The following is a 19,985-nucleotide window of genomic DNA, read 5'->3' as shown; positions in this document are numbered from 1 at the left end:
GTTGCCTGCAAGGACGAACGCCCTCCATGACCCATCCCGACGACGTCATCGCCAGCCGCGTCCTGCAACTGCTGGAACAGCGCGCTCCCGGCGCTTCGATCTGCCCCTCCGAGGTGGCTCGCTCGCTGGAGCAGGATGAACCGCAGTGGCGCGCGCTGATGCCCGAGGTTCGCCGGGTGGCCAGGGCCCTGGCCGCCGCTCGCATCATCGACGTGACTCAAGGCGATGTGCGGCTCGACCCGGACACTGAAGCCGAGGGGCCGATCCGGCTGCGCCGCGGCGCGCACTTCAAGCACCCGTGATGCATGGCCGGCCGCCGCTGCTGACGGGCGTCCGGCCAAATGCCACCGACGGGTACTCCGACTGCCTTCTCCGATCTGGCTGAAACCGATGACTCGAACACCTGCGCAAGACCCTGGCGTCACCGACGACACCTGCAACGACCGGCGTGCCCGGACTCGCTTCTGGCTGATCGCCCTGGCGTTTCTGATCACCATGATCGGCACCACTCTGCCAACACCGCTGTATGCCTTGTATCAACAGCACCTGGGTTTCGGTCCGACCTGGGTGACCTTGATTTTCGCCATCTATGCCGCCGGCGTGATCTTTGCGTTGCTGGCGGTCGGCAGCTGGTCCGATCAACTGGGCCGGCGACCGATGCTGCTGGCCGGCCTGGCCATGGGCGCGCTCAGTGCGCTGATCTTCCTCTGCACCGACTCCATCGGCGGGCTGCTGGTCGGTCGGCTGATCTCGGGGTTCTCGGCCGGCATCATGACCGGTACCGGCACGGTGGCGGTGATCGAGGCGGCGCCCAAGCGCTGGCAGGGCAATGCCACCCTGGTCGCCACCGCGGCCAACATGCTGGGCCTGGGCCTCGGGCCATTGCTGGCCGGGCTGACTTCGCAATTCCTGCCGTGGCCGGTACACCTGGCGTTCGTCGTCCACCTGGTGCTGCTGTTGGCGGCTACCGCAGCCATTCTGTCTGTCGGTGAAACCGTCCAACGCCCGGCCAAGCCGCGGCTTGCCTTCCAACGTCCCAGCCTGCCAGCGGCGGTGCGCGGACCGTTCATTCCTGCGGCCATTGCCGGCCTCGCCGGTTTCAGCGTGACGGGGCTGTTCACCTCGCTGGTGCCGTCGATCATGCGTCAGGTCATGGGTCACGACGGAGGGGTGGTGATCGGCGCGGTGATCTTCGTGCTGTTCGCAGGCTCGGTCGTCGGCCAGGCCTGGGTTCGGCGGATCCGCGACAGTGCACAGATGAGCATCGGTTGCAGCGTGCTGATCGTGGGCGTGGCCTGTTTGGGCATGAGTATCGCCAGCGCGCAGCTGTGGCTATTGGTGCTGGGCGGCGCCTTGAGCGGCATCGGCCAGGGCCTGACCTTCCGCGCCGGCATGGGCGCGGTGGCCAATGCCGCGCCTGCCGGCCAGAAAGCCGGGGTGACCTCGGCGCTGTTCATCGTTTATTACCTGTCCATGTCGGTGCCGGTGATTGCCGTCGGCGTGAGCATTCCACAGTTCGGCCTGCATCATTCGGCGGAATTTTTCAGCGTGCTGGTTGCCTTGGTTGCGGTGGTGGCCATGGTCAGCATGAACGTCGTGCGTGCCCGAGCGTCCAACGTCTGAGGCGACCCGCGCAGGTCGCGACGTATTTCTTCTACAGGAGAATGACCATGACACCGGAAACCGAAGGTACTGAAGAGAAAGGCCCGAACGGCGTGCCTTTCATCAACGATCCAGGCAACGAAGACCCCGGATCGGGCACGAGCAATGCCCCCGTGCCGCTTGAAGACGAAGATGATCAAGATGACGCCTATGAATAGGTCGAATCGGCCACAAGCATGACTGTACGGGTCAGTGCTCCCCACGACGGAACACTGGCCGCTATGCTGGATGCCTCCTGCATCCCCTAGCGAGGCATTGGTACAGATGGAGCCCCTTACTCCCGCTGCAAACAGCTGGTTGACCCTTCCCGCCCACCGGCACTGGCTGGCCCTGCAGGGGCAGCGATTGCTGGAATTTGCCAAGGCCGCGCGGATCGAGAACGGTTTCGCCGACCTCGATCACCGTGGCCGACCGCTGCTGTCCAGTGGCGCATTGACCATTCAGACCGCGCGCATGACCCACAGCTTCGCCCTCGCCTGCCTCCAGGGGATCCCGGGCAGCGCAGCCATGGTCGACCACGGCATTCGCACGCTGCAGGGCCCACTGCGTGATGCACGAAATGGCGGCTGGCATGCCAGCGAGAAACCCGTGGCTGCAGAGCGCAAGCAAGCCTACCTGCATGCCTTCGTTGCCCTGGCGGCGAGCTCGGCGGTTGCCGCCGGACGGCCCGGCGCGACAGCGTTGCTGACGGATGCGGTCGATGTGCTGGAACGACGCTTCTGGTGCGAGGAGGAGCAGGCATTCCTGGAGTCCTTCGCCCAGGACTGGAGCGATCCGGAAAGCTACCGCGGTGGCAACAGCAACATGCACGGCGTGGAAGCGTGCCTGGCGCTGGCCGACGTCTGCAACAACGACAAATGGCTGGATCGCGCGCTGGCAATCAGTGAACGGCTGATTCACCACCACGCGGCTGCGGCCAGCTACCTGCCGGTCGAACATTTCGACGCCTGCTGGCAACCCCTGGCGGACTACAACCACGAGCGCCCCGCCGACGAATTTCGCCCATACGGGCAAACCCCAGGGCACGCATTCGAGTGGGCGCGATTGCTCCTGCACCTGGAGGCCGCCAGGCACCGCATCGGCCTGACCAACCCGAGCTGGCTGGCCGACGACGCCCAGCGTCTGTTCGCCGCAGCCTGCGACCTGGGCTGGGCTGTGGACGGGCAGCCGGGAATCGTCTACACCATCGACTGGCAGCACCGTCCAGTGGTCGCGCAGCGCCTGCATTGGACGCTGGCCGAGGCAGTGGCCGCCGCCGCGGCGTTGCACCAGCGCACCGCGGATGCCGCTTACGAGCGCTGGTATCGCGAGTTCTGGGACTACATCGACCTCTACCTGATCGACCGCGAGCACGGCAGCTGGCACCACGAACTCGACGCTCGCAATCGACCGGCAGGGACCATCTGGCCGGGCAAGCCTGATCTCTACCATGCCTACCAGGCAACTTTGTTGCCGACCTTGCCGCTGGCTCCGAGCCTGGCAACCGCGCTGGCCCGCCAGGCCGGCCTGGGCTGAGCTGAGCTGAGCTGAGCTGAGCTGAGCGAGCTACCAGGCAATCTGCGGATTGGCGCGGGCGCGCCAATCCAACGGAATTTTTCTGGCGGGCCATACTCCGACGCACATCACGCCGCTCATCACAAGGAAGAACCTCGGCCCCATGAACAACGCGAAACTGTTCGTCATCGACTATACCCTTCACGGCGATCCCAAATCCTTCGTCATCAGAGCCGAGAAAATGGACAACAGCGAAGCCTGGCATTGGGCGAGCTGTGATGCTGGCGTTGGCCGCATCGGTCGATTCGGCCGCGAGCACGTGACCAAGACCAGCCAGCCCTCGGCCGAGAAATTCGGCATTCACGCGGTGAGCTGGCGCCCTGCCTGAGCAGGCTCGGCGCTCGGATTACCCGCGCGGCAATGTGGCTGGAAAAACTTAGCTAGCGAACGAATTCACTTTACCTGAGGTTGATCTGGAACATATTGTTACAAGATATGTTCCCGGAGTCGGACAGCTGTGCCCGATTGGCCAGGTGTTCGAATCCATGGGTCATCAACAAGATCAAGTAGAGTGAGCACGGCCATGACGTCTGAGGTGGGTAAAGGCAAGGCGATCTTTCGCGTTGTCAGCGGCAATTTTCTCGAAATGTTCGATTTCATGGTCTATGGCTTCTATGCCACGGCAATCGCCAAGACTTTCTTTCCGACCGACAGCGCCTTCGCTTCATTGATGCTATCGCTGGCCACCTTCGGTGCCGGTTTTCTCATGCGCCCGCTCGGGGCAATCTTTCTGGGTGCCTACATCGACCGGCACGGGCGCCGCAAAGGGCTGATCGTGACCCTGGCGTTGATGGCCATGGGCACGGTGTTGATTGCCTGCGTACCAGGTTATGCAACCCTGGGCGTTGCGGCGCCTTTACTGGTGTTGCTCGGCCGGCTGCTGCAGGGCTTTTCCGCAGGCGTCGAACTGGGCGGGGTGTCGGTGTATCTGGCGGAAATCGCCACACCAGGGCGCAAGGGCTTTTTCGTCAGTTGGCAGTCTGCCAGCCAGCAGGTCGCCGTGGTCTTCGCCGGCCTGCTGGGGGTATTGCTCAACCACTTCCTGGATGCACGACAGATGGGCGAATGGGGCTGGCGGGTGCCGTTCCTGGTGGGTTGCATGATCGTACCCGTGATCTTTTTCATCCGCCGTTCGCTGGAAGAGACCCCGGAGTTCGAGGCTCGCACCCACCGCCCAACCCTCAAGCAGGTGGTGCACTCGGTGGCGCAGAATTTCCGTCTGGTGCTGGCGGGCATGGCGCTGGTCGTGATGACCACCGTGTCGTTCTACCTGATTACTGCCTACACGCCGACGTTCGGCAAGAACGAGCTGCACCTGTCGGACATGGATGCGTTGCTGGTGACCATGGCGGTGGGCATTTCCAACTTCATCTGGTTGCCGATCATGGGCGCGCTGTCGGACCGCATCGGGCGCAAACCGTTGCTGCTCGCGGCCACGGTGCTGGCGATTCTGACGGCCTATCCGACCTTGTCATGGCTGGTGGCTGACCCCAGCTTCGCGCGTCTGCTGACGGTCGAGTTGTGGCTGTCGTTCCTGTATGGCTCGTACAACGGTGCCATGGTTGTGGCGTTGACCGAGATCATGCCGCTGGACGTGCGCACCACCGGGTTTTCCCTGGCCTACAGCCTGGCCACGGCGACGTTTGGCGGGTTCACCCCGGTCGCCTGCACCTACCTGATTCATGCCCTGGACAACAAGGCGGCACCGGGCATCTGGCTCAGTGGCGCGGCGGTGTTGGGGTTGGTGGCGACTTTGGTGCTGTTTCGTGGCGACCGCCATGCGCAGCGGACTGCGTTGGCGGCGCAGGCGTGAAACGGTGGCGCGGCCTTCGCGGGCAGAGACCCGCTCCCACAAAAGCACGCGGGCTCTGCCCGTGACGGGGTCCTGACTGACACCCACACACAAAAACGCCCCGAACCAGTCGGGGCGTTTTCATTCAGCGGTCAGGCTCAGTGAGGGAAAGCTGGAGGGTTGACGCCCGCCATGTCTTCCATTACGCGCACTACCTGGCAGCTGTAGCCGAACTCGTTGTCGTACCAGACGTACAACACGACGCGGTTGTCGTTGCAGATGGTGGCTTCGGCATCGACCACACCGGCGTAGCGCGAGCCGACGAAGTCGGTCGATACCACTTCTTGCGAGTTGACGAAGTCGATCTGCCGGGACAGGTCCGAATGCAGCGCCATGTAGCGCAGGTACTCGTTCATTTCTTCGCGAGTACTGGCCTTTTCCAGGTTCAGGTTGAGGATGGCCATGGAGACGTTCGGCGTCGGCACGCGGATCGCGTTGCCGGTCAGCTTGCCAGCCAGTTCAGGCAGTGCCTTGGCGGCAGCGGTGGCGGCGCCGGTCTCGGTGATGACCATGTTCAACGCCGCGGAACGGCCGCGACGGTCGCCCTTGTGGAAGTTGTCGATGAGGTTCTGGTCGTTGGTGTACGAGTGAACGGTTTCGACGTGGCCGTTGATGATGCCGAACTTGTCGTTGACCGCCTTGAGCACCGGCACGATGGCATTGGTGGTGCAGGACGCCGCCGAAACGATCTTGTCGTCTGCGGTGATCTGGCCGTGGTTGATGCCGTGCACGATGTTCTTCAGCTTGCCCTTGCCCGGTGCGGTCAGCACCACGCGGTCGATGCCGGGGCAGGCCAGGTGCTGGCCGAGGCCGTCGGCATCGCGCCACACGCCGGTGTTGTCGACCAGCAGGGCATTCTTGATGCCGTACTGGGTGTAGTCGACTTCGCTGGGGTTCTTGGCGTAGATGACCTGGATCAGGTTGCCGTTGACCGTCAGGGTGCTGTTGGCTTCGTCGACATGGATGATGCCGTCGAACGAACCGTGCACCGAGTCGCGACGCAGCAGGCTGGCGCGCTTGACCAGATCGTTGTCGGCGCCCTTGCGCACGACGATCGCCCGCAGACGCAGGCCATCGCCGGCACCTGCCTTCTCCACCAGGATGCGCGCCAGGAGGCGACCGATGCGGCCAAAACCGTACAGCACCACGTCGGTACCGGTACGCTCGCCTTCGTTCTGCTTGCCGACCACGTCTGCCAGTTCTTCACGCACGAACTGTTCGGCAGTGCGCCCGCTCCCGCTTTCCTTGAACTTGACCGCGAGTTTGCCCAGATCGACGGAGGCGGCGCCCAGCTTGAGTTCGCTCATCGCCTTGATCAGCGGGAACGTCTCGTGCACCGACAGCTCCGAGGAATCGGACTGGCGGTGGCGAGCGAAGCGGTGCGCCTTGAGCAGTTCGATCACCGAACGGTTGATCAGGCTGCGGCCGTAGATGGAGGTGACTACGTTGTTATTGCGGTAGAGCTGGCCGATCAACGGAATCATCGCTTCGGCGAGTGCTTCACGATCGATCCATTCACCAAGACACTGGTCGGGCTTCTGAGTCACGGTAACCTTCCACATGTAGGGGCTGAGAAAACGGGCTACATTATGACTTCGCCGCGCGGCGGGAGCAATCCGCGCTTATCGGCGTCGTGAAGTTTGGCGAATCGGGCCGTCAAAAAAACCGAGGTGTACCAATGAGGTAGGCGACACCCGGCGGTTTTATGGCGAGGGACCATGGCGCGCCCTCTGCGGGCCGATTCCTCCGCGATCGAACAAGAAAATTAATGCCCGGATCCTTCAGGGTCTGCTTGTAGAAGCCGCACAATGGCACAACCCCATCACAGCACCTGACAGCCCCCCGCCGCCCCGGTACAATCCCGGTTTTCCGCCGCAACGCTTGGAGCTCAACCTCCCGTGCCTGTTCTGCGCCTTCCGCAACTCCCTGCCTCGGCAGGCAAACATGCCTGGGGCAACCTGCCCGGGGCCGCCCTGAGCCTGGCGATCGCCGAAGCGGCCAATGCCGCCAAGCGCTTCACCCTGCTGCTGACCGCCGACAGCCAGAGCGCCGATCGGCTGGAACAGGAACTGCGCTTTTTCGCCCCGCAGTTGCCGGTGCTGCATTTCCCCGACTGGGAAACCCTGCCCTACGACCTGTTCTCGCCGCACCAGGACATCATCTCGCAGCGCATCGCCGCCCTCTACCGCCTGCCCGAGCTGGCACACGGGGTTTTGGTAGTGCCCATCACCACTGCCCTACACAGGCTGGCACCGACCCAGTTTCTGCTCGGCAGCAGCCTGGTGCTGGATGTTGGTCAGCGCCTGGACGTGGAGCAGATGCGCACGCGCCTGGAAGCCAGCGGCTACCGCTATGTCGACACCGTCTATGAACACGGCGAGTTCGCCGTGCGCGGCGCCCTGATCGACCTGTTCCCCATGGGCAGCAAACTGCCCTACCGGATCGACCTGTTCGACGACGAGATCGAGACCCTGCGCACCTTCGATCCGGAGACCCAGCGTTCCATCGACAAGGTCGAATCGATCCGCCTGCTGCCGGCACGTGAGTTCCCCTTGCAGAAGGAGGCGGTAACCCGCTTCAAGGCGCGCTTTCGCGAACGCTTCGACGTCGACTTCCGGCGCTGCCCGATCTTCCAGGACCTGAGCAGCGGCATCACGCCTGCTGGCATCGAGTACTACCTGCCGCTGTTCTTCGAAGAAACCTCGACCCTGTTCGACTACCTGCCCCAGGACACCCAGGTGTTTTCGCTGCCCGGCATCGAACAGGCCGCCGAGCATTTCTGGAGCGATGTGCGCAACCGCTATGAAGAGCGCCGGGTCGATCCCGCGCGGCCCCTGCTGCCGCCCGCAGAGCTGTTCATGCCGGTGGAAGACTGCTTCGCCCAACTCAAGACCTGGCCGCGCGTCATCGTTAGCCAGGACGATCTGGAACCGGGGCCGGGCCGCGAGCGCTTTGCCGCAGCCAAACTGCCGGACCTGGCCATCGAGGCCAAGGCCAGCCAGCCCCTCGCCGCGCTGGCCGGATTCCTCGACCAGTTCCCCGGGCGGGTACTGTTCACCGCCGAATCGGCTGGCCGTCGCGAAGTGCTGCTGGAGTTGCTCGAGCGGCTCAAGGTCCGCCCGAGGACCGTGGACGGCTGGGAAGAGTTCGCCCAGGGCAAGGAGCGCCTGGCGATCACCATCGCGCCACTGGACGAGGGCCTGCAGATTCTCGACCCGGCCCTGGCCCTGATCGCCGAAAGCCCGCTGTTCGGCCAGCGCGTCATGCAGCGCCGGCGCCGTGACAAGCGTGCCGACGCCGCCAACGACAACGTCATCAAGAACCTCACCGAATTGCGTGAAGGCGCGCCAGTGGTGCACATCGACCACGGTGTGGGCCGCTACCTGGGTCTGGCGACGCTGGAGATCGACAATCAGGTTGCCGAGTTCCTGACCCTGGCCTACGCCGAGAACGCCAAGCTGTACGTGCCGGTGGCCAACCTGCACCTGATCGCCCGCTACACCGGTAGCGACGATGCACTGGCGCCGCTGCACCGGCTTGGTTCGGAAACCTGGCAGAAGGCCAAGCGCAAGGCGGCCGAGCAGGTCCGCGACGTGGCCGCCGAGTTGCTCGACATCTATGCGCGCCGTGCTGCCCGCAAAGGCTATGCCTTCGCCGACCCGGCGCTGGACTACGCCACGTTCAGTGCCGGCTTCGCCTTCGAGGAAACCCCGGACCAGCAATCGGCCATCGACGCGGTGCGCCACGACATGCTGGCGCCCAAGCCGATGGACCGCCTGGTGTGCGGCGACGTTGGCTTCGGCAAGACCGAAGTGGCCATGCGTGCCGCGTTCATCGCCGTGCACGGTGGTCGCCAGGTGGCCATTCTGGTGCCGACCACGCTGCTCGCCCAGCAGCACTACAACAGCTTTCGTGACCGCTTCGCCGACTGGCCGGTCAGCGTCGAGGTGATGAGCCGCTTCAAGTCGACCAAAGAGGTCAACAGCGCGGTGGCGCAACTGGCCGAGGGCAAGATCGACATCGTCATCGGTACCCACAAGCTGCTTCAGGACGACGTCAAGATCAAGAACCTGGGCCTGGTGATCATCGACGAGGAGCACCGCTTCGGGGTGCGCCAGAAAGAAGCGCTCAAGGCGCTGCGCAGCGAAGTCGACATCCTGACCCTGACTGCCACGCCGATCCCGCGCACCCTGAACATGGCCGTGGCCGGCATGCGCGACCTGTCGATCATCGCCACACCGCCGGCACGGCGGCTGTCGGTGCGCACGTTCGTCATGGAGCAGAACAAGAGCACCGTGAAGGAAGCACTGCTGCGCGAGCTGTTGCGCGGTGGCCAGGTGTACTACCTGCACAACGATGTGAAGACCATCGAGAAATGCGCCGCCGACCTCGCCGAACTGGTGCCTGAGGCACGCATCGGCATCGGCCACGGACAGATGCGCGAGCGCGAGCTCGAACAGGTGATGAGCGACTTCTACCACAAGCGCTTCAACGTACTGATTGCCTCGACCATCATCGAGACCGGCATCGACGTGCCCAGCGCCAACACCATCATCATCGAGCGTGCCGACAAGTTCGGCCTGGCCCAGCTGCACCAGCTGCGCGGCCGCGTGGGGCGCAGTCACCACCAGGCTTACGCCTACCTGCTGACTCCGCCGCGCCAGCAGATTACCCCGGACGCGGAAAAGCGCCTGGAAGCCATCGCCAACACCCAGGACCTGGGGGCGGGTTTCGTTCTGGCTACCAACGACCTGGAGATCCGCGGCGCCGGCGAGCTGCTCGGCGAAGGCCAGAGCGGGCAGATCCAGGCAGTCGGCTTTACCCTGTACATGGAAATGCTCGAACGCGCGGTGAAGTCGATCCGCAAGGGCGAGCAGCCCAACCTCGACCAGCCGCTGGGAGGCGGCCCGGAAATCAACCTGCGTCTGCCGGCACTGATTCCCGCGGACTACCTGCCCGACGTGCACGCCCGGCTGATTCTCTACAAGCGCATCGCCTCGGCGGTGGACGAGGACGGCCTCAAGGACCTGCAGGTGGAGATGATCGACCGCTTCGGCCTGCTGCCGGAGCCGACCAAGAACCTGGTGCGCCTGACGCTGCTCAAGCTTCAAGCCGAGCAACTGGGCATCACCAAGGTCGATGGCGGCCCGCAGGGTGGACGCATCGAGTTCGGCGCCAGCACGCCGGTCGATCCGCTGACCCTGATCAAGCTGATCCAGAGCCAGCCCAAGCGCTACAAGTTCGAAGGCGCCACGCTGTTCAAGTTCATGGTGCCGATGGAGCGCGCCGAGGAGCGTTTCAACGTCATCGAGTCGCTGTTCGAACGCCTCACGCCGAAAGCCGGTTGATATGCCCGATGAGCGCTTGATCGATACCCTGCAACCGCGCCCTCGGTTGTGGCTGGGCAGTGTCGAGTTCAGCGCTTTCGAACCGCGCAACGGCAAGATGCAGCGCTACGTGCAGCACCGCGCAGCGCTGGCCTACGGCTATGCGGGCGAGTATGTCAGCGGCCCGCGGCCTACTGCCGTGGCACGCCAGTGGAACAACCAGAGCGCCCGGATCCAGCGCCAGCCGGCCGCCGAGCGGGCCTTGCGCGAGCAGCTGCAGGGCATCGGTTTCAAACTCGCCACCCGTCAGAGCAAGGCTCTGCCCGAAAGCGCCGGCGAAATCTTCGAGCTGCCCAGCGATGCCGCCTGGCTGCGTTTCATCCTCAACGAACTGCCGGGGTTGCGCGAGCAAGGCTGGGAAATCGAATACGCCGAGGATTTCGCGTTCGACCTGACGCCGGTAGAGCGCTGGTACGCCGCAATCGAAGAAGGGCCGGAACGCGACTGGTTCGATCTGGAGCTGGGCATCGTGGTCGACGGCGAGCCGTTGAGCCTGCTGCCGATCCTGCTCAACCTGCTGCGCAGCCACCCTGAGTTGCTCAACCCGGCGCACCTGGCGCGACGGCGCGACGACGAGCAGATTCTGGTGCCCATCCACACCTCCCACCTCGGCGGCCAGCGAACCCTGCAGGTCGCCCTGCCCTATGGTCGGCTGAAGCCGGTGCTGGCGACCCTGGGTGACTTCTACCTGCGCGAGCCTGGGGAAACCTCGATCCGCCTGGCCACAGCCGATGCCACGCGCCTGGAAGGGCTGCAGGCATTGTCCCTGGACTGGCAAGGCGGCGAGCAGGTACGCCATTTCGCCGAACGGCTGCGTGACATTCGCCATTGCCCGGTGGAAGCGCCCGAGGGCCTGAATGCAACCTTGCGCCCTTACCAGTTGGAGGGCGTGAGTTGGATGCAGGCCTTGCGGCAGCTGGAAGTGGGCGGCATCCTGGCCGACGACATGGGCCTGGGCAAGACCCTGCAGACCCTCGCCCATCTGTTGATCGAGAAACAGGCGGGGCGCCTGGATCGCCCGGCCATGGTGGTGATGCCCACCAGCCTGGTGCCCAACTGGCAGGACGAGGCCGCCCGCTTCGCGCCGACCCTCAAGGTCCTCGCGCTGCACGGTGCCGCGCGCAAGAAACACTTCGCCCATCTGGCCGACTACGACGTATTGCTGACCACCTATGCCCTGCTGCCCAAGGACATCGAGGTGCTCGAGCGGGTGCCGCTGCACGTATTGGTCCTCGACGAAGCCCAGTACATCAAGACCCCTGGCAGCAAGGCCGCGCAGACGGCGCGCCAGCTCAACGCGCGGCAACGCCTGTGCCTGAGCGGCACGCCCCTGGAAAACCATCTGGGCGAACTGTGGTCGCTGTTCCATTTCCTCATGCCCGGTTGGCTGGGTGACAGCAAACAGTTCAGCCGCAACTACCGCGTGCCGATCGAAAGGCAGGGCGACGAGGCACGCTTGCAGCATCTGAACGCGCGCATCAAGCCGTTTCTGTTGCGTCGGACCAAGGAGCAGGTGGCCACCGAGCTGCCGGCCAAGAGCGAGATCGTCCACTGGGTCGAACTCAATGACGCACAGCGCGACGTGTACGAGACGGTACGCCTGGCCATGGACAAGAAGGTCCGGGCCGAGATCGACCGCAAGGGCCTGGCACGCAGCCAGATCATCATTCTCGAAGCGTTGCTCAAGCTGCGCCAGGTCTGCTGCGACCTGCGTCTGGTCAACAGCGTTGCGCCGCCTGCACCAGGGCACAGCTCGGGCAAGCTGACCAGTCTGCTGCAATTGCTCGACGAACTGCTGGGCAACGGTCGACGCATTCTGCTGTTTTCCCAGTTCACCTCGATGCTGGGACTGATCGAACAGGAGCTGCACAAGCGCGGCGTGCCCTATGCGCTGCTCACCGGTACCACCCGCGACCGTCGGGCACCGGTCAAGGACTTCCAGGACGGCAAGCTGCAGATCTTCCTGATCAGCCTCAAGGCCGGCGGGGTAGGCCTGAATCTGACGGCGGCGGACACGGTCATTCACTATGACCCGTGGTGGAACCCCGCAGCCGAGCACCAGGCCACCGACCGCGCCTACCGAATCGGCCAGGAGAAACCGGTGTTCGTCTACAAGCTGATCACCCGTGGCACGGTAGAGGAAAAGATCCAGCGCCTGCAGCAGGAAAAGTCGGCCCTGGCGGCGGGCGTTCTCGATGCCCGCGAAGGCAGCGACTGGCGCCTGCAGGGCGACGATATCGACGCCCTGCTCGCACCGCTGCCCAGCCCTCCCTCCCAGCGCCGCTGAACGCAGGTTCAGTCGAGGAAATCGGCGACCGTTTCGCGCTGCCCCAGCAGGAACCCATCGGCCACCAGGCGCAGAGGCTGCAAGTCGGTATCGCTTCGACCGGCCTCGATCAACTGCGCGAAGTAGTGGTAGAGCAATGGGTATTCGCCTGTCGTGGCGAGCGTCTGTGGCACGTCGTCGATCAGCAGGTGTGCACCGCCATGGGTCAGGCGCAGGCAGCCTTCGGCGCAGCGCACCTCGATCTGCCAGAGTTCGTCGTGGCCGTGGTCCCAGTCGAACGCGGCGCTGACCGTCAGGCCGGTGGCGTCACTCATGGTCAGGTCGGCCGCAATCGGCGCCTGCCGGTTGCCGGGAAAGCGCAGGCTGGCGTGGGTGACGAACAGCGGTTCGGGCAACACGTGGCTGATGATCGACAGGGCGTTGATACCCGGATCGAACACACCCAGCCCCCCGGCCTGCCAGATCCACTGCTGGCCCGGGTGCCACTTGCGCACGTCCTCCTTCCACTGAACCGTGACCGCCTGCAGCTGCTTGCCCACCAGCCAGGCCCGCGCGGCCTCGACGCCTGCGGCGAAGCGCGAGTGCCAGGCGAACAGGCACGTCACGCCCTTCTCGGCGGCCAGTTCGACCAATGCCATGGCCTCACCGAGGCTGGCGCAGGGTGGTTTTTCCACCAGCACATGCTTGCCGGCCTCCAGGGCTTCACGCACTTGTGCATAACGGCCCTGGGGCGGCGTGCAGAAGGCCAGCGCCTGGATGTCCGGGCCGTTATCGAGCAGCTCGCGCAGGCTGCCGAAATGCGCGACACCGGGGCAAGGTGCCCCCAGCGTGGCCACTGCGGCCAGCTCGAAGGCCGGGTTGTCGCGCAGGGCGGGCACATGCTGATCCTGGGCGATCTTGCCGTAGCCGACCACGCCGAGACGAATGGGGGACATCGTGAACTCCTTTTTTATTGTTTGGCTGGGGCGTTATAGCAGTTACGCGGCTGCCGGCATACGCAGCGGCGTACAAGCGGCCAACGGGGATCGGACCGGGACTTGCATGCAGTCGGGCTGTCCATCACCGAAGTTGCGAGCCCGCCATGCCCGACCGCGCCCTGCCAGACCGCCCCATGCCCCCTGCCCTGCGCTTCATGCTGGCCGCCCGCCGCAGCGAGCTGGAAGGTCTGCGCGGACTTGCCGACACCTGCGAACTGGTGACCTTGATCAGCCGTCTGGTGCATGCGTTGCAGCGCGAGCGGGGCTACACCAATGTCTACCTGGGCAGCCAGGTCGAAACCTACCGCAGCCAACTCGACCTGCATACGGAACAGGCGCGGGCACTTGAACAGGACGTGCTGCAGCGGTTGCAGGCCATGGACCTGAACGCGGCCAGCGCTGCCGACCGTGCCCGCCTGTTCAATCGTGTGGCCTACGTGCTGCACGGCTTCGACGAACTGCCCGGCCTGCGCCGTCGCATCCGCGAACGTCTGCTGAGCCCCAGCGTCGCCACGGCGGCCCTGACCCGCCTGGTGGGTGGGCTCATGGCCGTGGTGTTCGAAGCGGCCGACACCGCCATTGATCCGAGTATCACCCGCGTACTGGTGGCGCTGTTCAATTTCATGCAGGGCAAGGAGCTGGCCGGCCAGGAACGCGCCACCGGCGTGGCGGGCTTCTCGGCAGGCTTCTTCGATGCCAGTGTGCAGGAGCGCATCCTGCACCTGACGCAAAGCCAGCAGCGCTGCTTCCAGACCTTCGGCGAGTTCGCCGACCCAGTGGCCGGGCAGCGCTGGGCCGACCTGCAGCACAGCGAGATCACCGCACAATTGCTACGCCTGCGCGAAGTGGGTATGCGCACCTCGGCGCAACACCCCGTGGACCCCGGCCTGTCGCAGCTGTGGTTCGAGCTGCACAGCCAGCGCATCGACCAGATGCACGAGGTAGAGACACACCTGGCCGAACAACTGCTCGCCAGCTGCCAGAGCAGCATCAAGCTGGCCAATGCCGACCTGGACAACCACCGCGTGCTGCTGCAACGCCTGGCCAGCCTGGAAACCATGGGCTGTGGCGATGCCCGCCTGTTCAGCGTGCAGGCCAGCGATCTCGACAGCCCGGCGCCCGACGGCCACGGCCCGCAGATGGGCCGCTCGTTGCTGGACCTGCTGCAGGCCCAGACCCACCGCCTGCAGGACGCCAACCTGCAGCTGGACGAAGCACGCCAGGCGCTCAACGAACGCAAGTTGGTGGAGCGCGCCAAGCAGTTGCTGATGAACGAATACGCGTTGAGCGAGAGCGAGGCCTACACCCGACTGCGGCAATCGGCGATGTCGCGCGGGCTGCGCATGGTCGACATGGCGCAGAATGTACTGGCCGTGGCCGGCAAGGGTTGATGCCGACATTGCGCCCTATTTGCACATCCCACGGGCGGCATGCTCCGCATCCGTGCACGGTGACGCGGCCTGAAGCTGGCAAACGGCCGCAGCGCCTGGCGCAGGCCGCCTTGGCACGCAACCTGCTTTGAGACCAACAGGACCGCAGCCACCTGTGGTCGACATTTCAAATCCTGGACAACGGTGTCCACGCGCTCCCGACAGCATTGCCGGGAACGGGTGAACGCCGTTTTTTTTGCATTTTTTTTTGGCCGCCACCAGCAGGGGAATCAGCGATGGATGACAAGCCTTTCAAAGGACACCCGGAAAGCGCACACGACGCCAGGCGTCGGCACTTTCTCAAGCAGTCGTTGACCGTCGCCGGTGCCGGCGCAGCCCTCGGCCTGCTGCCACCGGGACTGTCTTCGGCGGTGTGGGCGGCAGGCAGCGACGGCCTGGAAACCACCACGGCCAAGCTGGGCTTCATCGCCCTGACCGACGCCGCGCCGCTGTTCGTCGCCGACGAGAAAGGCTTTTTCGCCAAGCATGGCATGACCGGAGTGGAAGTGCTCAAGCAGTCCTCCTGGGGTACCACGCGGGACAACCTAGTGCTGGGCTCGGCCGCCAATGGCATCGACGGCGCACACATTCTCACCCCCATGCCCTACCTGATCGCGGCCGGCAAGGTCACCCCCAACAACCAGCCGGTGCCGATGTACATCGTCGCGCGGCTGAACCTGGCCGGCCAGTGCATCTCGGTGGGCAACGAACACGCAGACCTGGCACTGGGCCTGGATTCCGCGCCGTTCAAGGCCGCGCTGGCCAGCAAGCGCGCCAGTGGCAAGGCCGTCAACGCGGCGATGACCTTCCCCGGCGGCACCCATGACCTGTGGTTGCGCTACTGGCTGGCGGCAGGCGGGATCGACCCGAACAAAGACCTGTCGACCATCGTCGTGCCGCCGCCGCAGATGGTTGCCAACATGAAGGTCGGCAGCATGGACAGCTTCTGCGTGTGCGAGCCATGGAACGCCCAGCTCATCAACCAGAAGATCGGCTACACCGCCAACACCACCGGCGAGATCTGGAACAAGCACCCGGAGAAAGCCCTGGCCCTGCGCGCCGACTACGTCGACAAGAACCCCAACGCGACCAAAGCACTGCTCAAGGCGGTGATGGAGGCGCAGATGTTCTGCGAGCAGCCGCAGAACAAGGAAGAAGTGGCGCAGATCTGCGCCAAGCGGCGCTGGATCAACGCGCCTGTCGCCGACATCACCGAGCGCATGAAAGGCAATTTCGATTACGGCAACGGCAAAGTGGTCAACGACAGTCCGCACATCATGCGCTACTGGGACGACTTCGCCTCCTACCCGTTCAAGAGCCACGACCTGTGGTTTCTCACCGAGAACAAGCGCTGGGGCTACCTGCCCAAGGACTTCGACAGCCAGGCCCTGGTCGCCAGGGTCAATCGCTCCGACCTGTGGCGCCTGGCCGCTGCGGAACTGAACGTGCCAGCGGCGCAGATTCCCGATTCCGACTCGCGCGGCATCGAAACCTTTTTCGACGGCAAGACCTTCGATCCCCAGAACCCCCAGGCCTATCTCGACAGCCTGTCCATCAAGGCCCTGGCCTGATGTTTCCCGCACGCACCGGAGGTCATCATGAATGCTGAAGTGAAGAAGCTGCACAGCGCCGCGCAAGCGGTCGCCAAGGCTCAGGTCAAGCCGCCGGTACTGGCGGGCCTGCTGAAGAACACCCGGCGCTTCGTGCTTCAGCAGTGTCTGCCGCCGGTGGTGATCGGTGCCCTGCTGTTGCTGGTCTGGCAATTGGTCTGCAGTGGCAAGGGCGCAGCGCTGCCGCCGCCTACCCAGGTGATCACCGACACCTGGGAGCTGATCGTCGATCCGTTCTACGACAACGGTGGCAATGACAAGGGCATGGCCTGGCAGTTGCTGGCGAGCCTGTCGCGGGTCGCCTATGGCTACGCCCTGGCCGTGGTAGTGGGGATCAGCCTGGGCGTACTGGTGGGTCAATCGACCTGGGCCATGCGCGGGCTCGATCCACTGTTCCAGATCCTGCGCACCGTGCCACCCCTGGCCTGGCTGCCGCTGTCGCTGGCCGGCTTCAAGGACAGCTATCCTTCGGCGATCTTCGTGATCTTCATCACCGCCATCTGGCCGATCATCATCAACACCTCGGTCGGCGTGCGCAACATCCCCGAGGACTACCGCAACGTGGCCAAGGTGCTGCGCCTCAATGGCGCGGAATACTTCAGCAAGATCATGCTGCCGGCGGCCGCGCCCTACATCTTCTCCGGCCTGCGCATCGGCGTCGGCCTGTCGTGGCTGGCGATCATCGCTGCCGAGATGCTGATCGGCGGCGTCGGCATCGGCTTCTTCATTTGGGACGCCTGGAACGCTTCGCGCATCAGCGACATCATCCTCGCCCTGGCCTACGTGGGGGTGGTCGGCTTCTGCCTCGACCGCCTGGTGGCGATGGTCGGACGCCTGGTCACCCGCGGCACTTCGCAAAGCTGAGGAGGCAACATGAGCCATTACTTGAGTATCGAAAACGTCGACAAGCACTTCGAGCGCGATGGCGTTACCAGCCAGGTGCTGCGCGGCATCAACCTCAACGTCGCGCGCGGTGAGTACATCTCCATCATCGGCCATTCAGGCTGCGGCAAGTCGACGGTGCTGAACATCGTCGCCGGGCTCATCGAGTCGAGCAATGGCGCGGTGATCCTCGACGGCAAGGAAGTGCGCCAGCCGGGGCCCGATCGCAGCCTGGTGTTCCAGAACCACTCGCTGCTGCCCTGGCTGACCGTCTATGAAAACGTCGCGCTGGGGGTGGACAAGGTCTTCAAACGCAGCAAGAGCAAAAGCGAACGCCACGCCTGGACCCTGCACAACCTGGAAATGGTCAACATGACCCACGCCCTGCACAAGCGTCCGAGCGAGATATCCGGCGGCATGAAGCAGCGCGTCGGCATCGCCCGCGCGCTGGCGATGCAGCCCAAGGTGCTGTTGCTCGACGAGCCGTTCGGTGCCCTCGATGCACTGACCCGGGCGCACCTTCAGGACGAGGTGATGCGCATCCAGAGCGAGCTGCACAATACCGTGATGATGATCACCCACGATGTCGACGAGGCAGTGCTGCTCTCCGATCGCATCGTGATGATGACCAACGGCCCGGCGGCGACCATCGGCGAAATCCTCACCATCGACCTGCCGCGCCCGCGCAGCCGACTGGCCCTGGCCGACGACCCGAAGTACAACCAGTACCGCCTGGCAGTGCTCAGCTTCCTCTACGAGAAGCAAGGCAAAGTCATCGAAGCGGTGGCCTGATCCACCGCATTGATCGCCAACGCGGCTCGCGCCGCTGCTACAGGGGAATGCAACCCTCCTGTAGGAGCGGTCCGTGGCCGCGAAACGGACGACGCGGCGCATCTGTCAATCCGCGGTGCCCCTTTCGCGGCCGATGACCGCTCCTACGGTGACCGCCCTCCTGTAGGAGCGGTCCGTGGCCGCGAAACGAGCGCCGCGGCGCATCTGTCAATCCGCGGTGCCCCTTTCGCGGCCGATGACCGCTCCTACGGGGTACTTGCCGCAGGGCGCGGGCGAACGAACGCTGGTTGGGGTCGGTCTACTGAATGCCGACCAGCGCGTGCAACCCGTGCAAATTTGCAGGCAACGCCTGCATTAATCTGCATTGAAAGCTGCAAACTTGCCTGTCACGATCGCCTGGTCCGCTTATTTATCTCAGGAAATCAATAACAAGCAGGGATTCAGCGATGACAGCTCATGTCTTTCCCCCGCCCCAGCGCTCTTCCCTGGGGCTCGACGATCAAGTACTCGGCGAAGTCCGCAACCATATCGGTCACTTGACCCTCAACCGGCCAGCCGGTCTGAATGCACTCACCCTCGACATGATCCGTACCCTGCGCGGCTACCTGGATGCCTGGGCGCTGGACCCGCACATCCATGCCGTTGTAATGCGCGGCGCCGGCGACCGTGGCTTCTGCGCCGGAGGCGACATCCGCAGCCTCTACCACAGCCATCTCAACCAGGACGCCCTGCGCGAAGTGTTCTTCAATGAAGAATATGCGCTGGACCAATGCCTGCATCAGTACCGCAAGCCAGTCATGGCGCTGCTCGACGGCTATACCCTGGGCGGCGGCATGGGCCTGGCACAGGCAGCCGAACTGCGCGTGGTCACAGAGCGCAGCAAGCTGGGCATGCCCGAAGTGGCCATCGGGTATTTTCCCGATGTCGGCGCCAGCTATTTCCTCAGCCGCATCCCCGGCGAAATCGGCACTTACCTGGGGGTTACCGGCATCCAGATCGAGGCGGCCGATGCACTCTACTGCGGCTTGGCCGACTGGTACGTGGAAAGCGACCGCCTGGGCCTGCTGGACGAGCGCCTGGACAGACTGCAATGGAGCGACAACGCCCTCAAGGACCTGCAGGGTGTACTTGCCCGCCTCGGTGTGCAAACGCTCGCGGACGCCCCGCTGCACCGCTTGCGACCGGCCATCGACCACTTTTTCGGCCAGGACGACCTGACCAGCCTGGTCGAACAGCTGGAACACGTGAACGTCGCCGACAGCCAGGCGTGGGCACAGAACACCGCGCGGCTGATGCGCACCCGCTCACCGCTGGCCATGGCGGTCACCCTGGAGCTGCTGCGCCGCGGTCGCCACTGCTCCCTCGAGGAATGCTTCGCCCTGGAGCTGCATCTCAACCGCCAGTGGTTCGAACAGGGTGACCTGATCGAGGGCGTGCGTGCTTTACTGATCGACAAAGACAAGAACCCGCGTTGGAACCCACCGACGCTAGACCGGCTTACCCGCGCACGCGTCGAGCCATTCTTCCAAGGCCTCTGAGGCCGGAGTCTGCC

The 19,985-nt window shown here is 64.5% G+C and carries 15 protein-coding genes; 13 read left to right on the top strand and 2 right to left on the bottom strand.

Translation table 11 applies throughout. From position 1 onward, the window contains the following. The first annotated feature begins 26 nt into the window (after positions 1–26). The 6 genes from IFT80_RS01290 (at position 27) to tcuC (ending at position 5,029) form a co-directional block, all read left to right on the top strand. Positions 27–302, top strand: a complete 276-nt coding sequence (locus IFT80_RS01290; protein WP_122478754.1) for a DUF3253 domain-containing protein — start codon at positions 27–29, stop codon at positions 300–302. Positions 303–390: 88 nt separating this feature from the next. Beyond that, positions 391–1,623 (top strand): MFS transporter, encoded by a 1,233-nt coding sequence (locus IFT80_RS01285; protein ID WP_122478756.1) that lies wholly within the window; start codon positions 391–393, stop codon positions 1,621–1,623. Positions 1,624–1,670: 47 nt separating this feature from the next. Further along, entirely contained in the window at positions 1,671–1,820 is a 150-nt protein-coding gene (locus tag IFT80_RS01280) for a hypothetical protein (protein ID WP_163007597.1), read from the top strand. Positions 1,821–1,926: 106 nt separating this feature from the next. Then, positions 1,927–3,177, top strand: a complete 1,251-nt coding sequence (locus IFT80_RS01275) for a D-mannose isomerase (RefSeq protein WP_192103609.1) — start codon at positions 1,927–1,929, stop codon at positions 3,175–3,177. A 142-nt stretch (positions 3,178–3,319) separates the two neighbouring features. Beyond that, on the top strand, positions 3,320–3,544 hold the full coding sequence (locus IFT80_RS01270) for a DUF6555 family protein (protein ID WP_185793697.1): 225 nt from the start codon (positions 3,320–3,322) through the stop codon (positions 3,542–3,544). 195 nt (positions 3,545–3,739) lie between these two features. Continuing rightward, positions 3,740–5,029, top strand: coding sequence for an MFS transporter (gene tcuC / locus IFT80_RS01265; protein WP_185793698.1), 1,290 nt, complete (start codon positions 3,740–3,742; stop codon positions 5,027–5,029). A gap of 137 nt (positions 5,030–5,166) precedes the next feature. On the opposite strand, the gene IFT80_RS01260 is transcribed toward tcuC, so the two are convergent. Then, positions 5,167–6,630, bottom strand: coding sequence for a glyceraldehyde-3-phosphate dehydrogenase (locus IFT80_RS01260; protein ID WP_192103611.1), 1,464 nt, complete (start codon positions 6,628–6,630; stop codon positions 5,167–5,169). A 336-nt stretch (positions 6,631–6,966) separates the two neighbouring features. On the opposite strand from IFT80_RS01260, the gene mfd reads away from it, so the two are divergent. Together mfd and IFT80_RS01250 are read left to right on the top strand one after the other, a co-directional pair. Continuing rightward, positions 6,967–10,416: a transcription-repair coupling factor gene (mfd, locus tag IFT80_RS01255; RefSeq protein WP_192103613.1), complete on the top strand. Its 3,450-nt coding sequence runs from the start codon at positions 6,967–6,969 to the stop codon at positions 10,414–10,416. 1 nt (position 10,417) lies between these two features. After that, positions 10,418–12,742, top strand: a complete 2,325-nt coding sequence (locus IFT80_RS01250) for a DEAD/DEAH box helicase (protein ID WP_192136572.1) — start codon at positions 10,418–10,420, stop codon at positions 12,740–12,742. Positions 12,743–12,750: 8 nt separating this feature from the next. Here the strand turns inward: IFT80_RS01250 and IFT80_RS01245 are convergent, their stop codons facing one another. After that, a complete protein-coding gene (locus tag IFT80_RS01245; RefSeq protein WP_192136571.1) occupies positions 12,751–13,677 on the bottom strand; it encodes a Gfo/Idh/MocA family protein in 927 nt (308 codons plus the stop codon). A gap of 176 nt (positions 13,678–13,853) precedes the next feature. On the opposite strand from IFT80_RS01245, the gene IFT80_RS01240 reads away from it, so the two are divergent. From IFT80_RS01240 to IFT80_RS01220, 5 genes are all read left to right on the top strand, one after another. Then, positions 13,854–15,110, top strand: coding sequence for a nitrate regulatory protein (locus IFT80_RS01240; protein WP_192047583.1), 1,257 nt, complete (start codon positions 13,854–13,856; stop codon positions 15,108–15,110). Between the two features lie 275 nt (positions 15,111–15,385). Then, on the top strand, positions 15,386–16,720 hold the full coding sequence (locus IFT80_RS01235) for a CmpA/NrtA family ABC transporter substrate-binding protein (protein WP_192057391.1): 1,335 nt from the start codon (positions 15,386–15,388) through the stop codon (positions 16,718–16,720). A gap of 27 nt (positions 16,721–16,747) precedes the next feature. Further along, complete coding sequence (gene ntrB, locus IFT80_RS01230; protein WP_122478773.1) at positions 16,748–17,623, top strand: nitrate ABC transporter permease; 876 nt, start codon at positions 16,748–16,750, stop codon at positions 17,621–17,623. Between the two features lie 9 nt (positions 17,624–17,632). Further along, positions 17,633–18,433, top strand: coding sequence for an ABC transporter ATP-binding protein (locus tag IFT80_RS01225; RefSeq protein WP_122478775.1), 801 nt, complete (start codon positions 17,633–17,635; stop codon positions 18,431–18,433). Between the two features lie 446 nt (positions 18,434–18,879). Then, complete coding sequence (locus IFT80_RS01220) at positions 18,880–19,971, top strand: enoyl-CoA hydratase/isomerase family protein (protein WP_192136570.1); 1,092 nt, start codon at positions 18,880–18,882, stop codon at positions 19,969–19,971. Positions 19,972–19,985 lie beyond the last annotated feature (14 nt).

It is taken from the genome of Pseudomonas sp. CFBP 8771, assembly GCF_014841695.1.
GTDB lineage: Bacteria > Pseudomonadota > Gammaproteobacteria > Pseudomonadales > Pseudomonadaceae > Aquipseudomonas > Aquipseudomonas baltica.
Note: the sequence above shows the minus strand (reverse complement) of the source record. Positions and strands in the feature narration are given on the sequence as shown.

Coding starts and splice junctions, on each gene's coding strand:
- IFT80_RS01275 (WP_192103609.1), top strand. CDS start 1,927: ATGGAGCCCCTTACTCCCGCTGCAAACAGCTGGTTGACCCTTCCCGCC.
- IFT80_RS01220 (WP_192136570.1), top strand. CDS start 18,880: ATGACAGCTCATGTCTTTCCCCCGCCCCAGCGCTCTTCCCTGGGGCTC.
- IFT80_RS01240 (WP_192047583.1), top strand. CDS start 13,854: ATGCCCCCTGCCCTGCGCTTCATGCTGGCCGCCCGCCGCAGCGAGCTG.
- tcuC (WP_185793698.1), top strand. CDS start 3,740: ATGACGTCTGAGGTGGGTAAAGGCAAGGCGATCTTTCGCGTTGTCAGC.
- IFT80_RS01225 (WP_122478775.1), top strand. CDS start 17,633: ATGAGCCATTACTTGAGTATCGAAAACGTCGACAAGCACTTCGAGCGC.
- IFT80_RS01280 (WP_163007597.1), top strand. CDS start 1,671: ATGACACCGGAAACCGAAGGTACTGAAGAGAAAGGCCCGAACGGCGTG.
- IFT80_RS01245 (WP_192136571.1), bottom strand. CDS start 13,677: ATGTCCCCCATTCGTCTCGGCGTGGTCGGCTACGGCAAGATCGCCCAG.
- IFT80_RS01235 (WP_192057391.1), top strand. CDS start 15,386: ATGGATGACAAGCCTTTCAAAGGACACCCGGAAAGCGCACACGACGCC.
- IFT80_RS01250 (WP_192136572.1), top strand. CDS start 10,418: ATGCCCGATGAGCGCTTGATCGATACCCTGCAACCGCGCCCTCGGTTG.
- IFT80_RS01270 (WP_185793697.1), top strand. CDS start 3,320: ATGAACAACGCGAAACTGTTCGTCATCGACTATACCCTTCACGGCGAT.
- IFT80_RS01290 (WP_122478754.1), top strand. CDS start 27: ATGACCCATCCCGACGACGTCATCGCCAGCCGCGTCCTGCAACTGCTG.
- ntrB (WP_122478773.1), top strand. CDS start 16,748: ATGAATGCTGAAGTGAAGAAGCTGCACAGCGCCGCGCAAGCGGTCGCC.
- IFT80_RS01260 (WP_192103611.1), bottom strand. CDS start 6,630: ATGTGGAAGGTTACCGTGACTCAGAAGCCCGACCAGTGTCTTGGTGAA.
- IFT80_RS01285 (WP_122478756.1), top strand. CDS start 391: ATGACTCGAACACCTGCGCAAGACCCTGGCGTCACCGACGACACCTGC.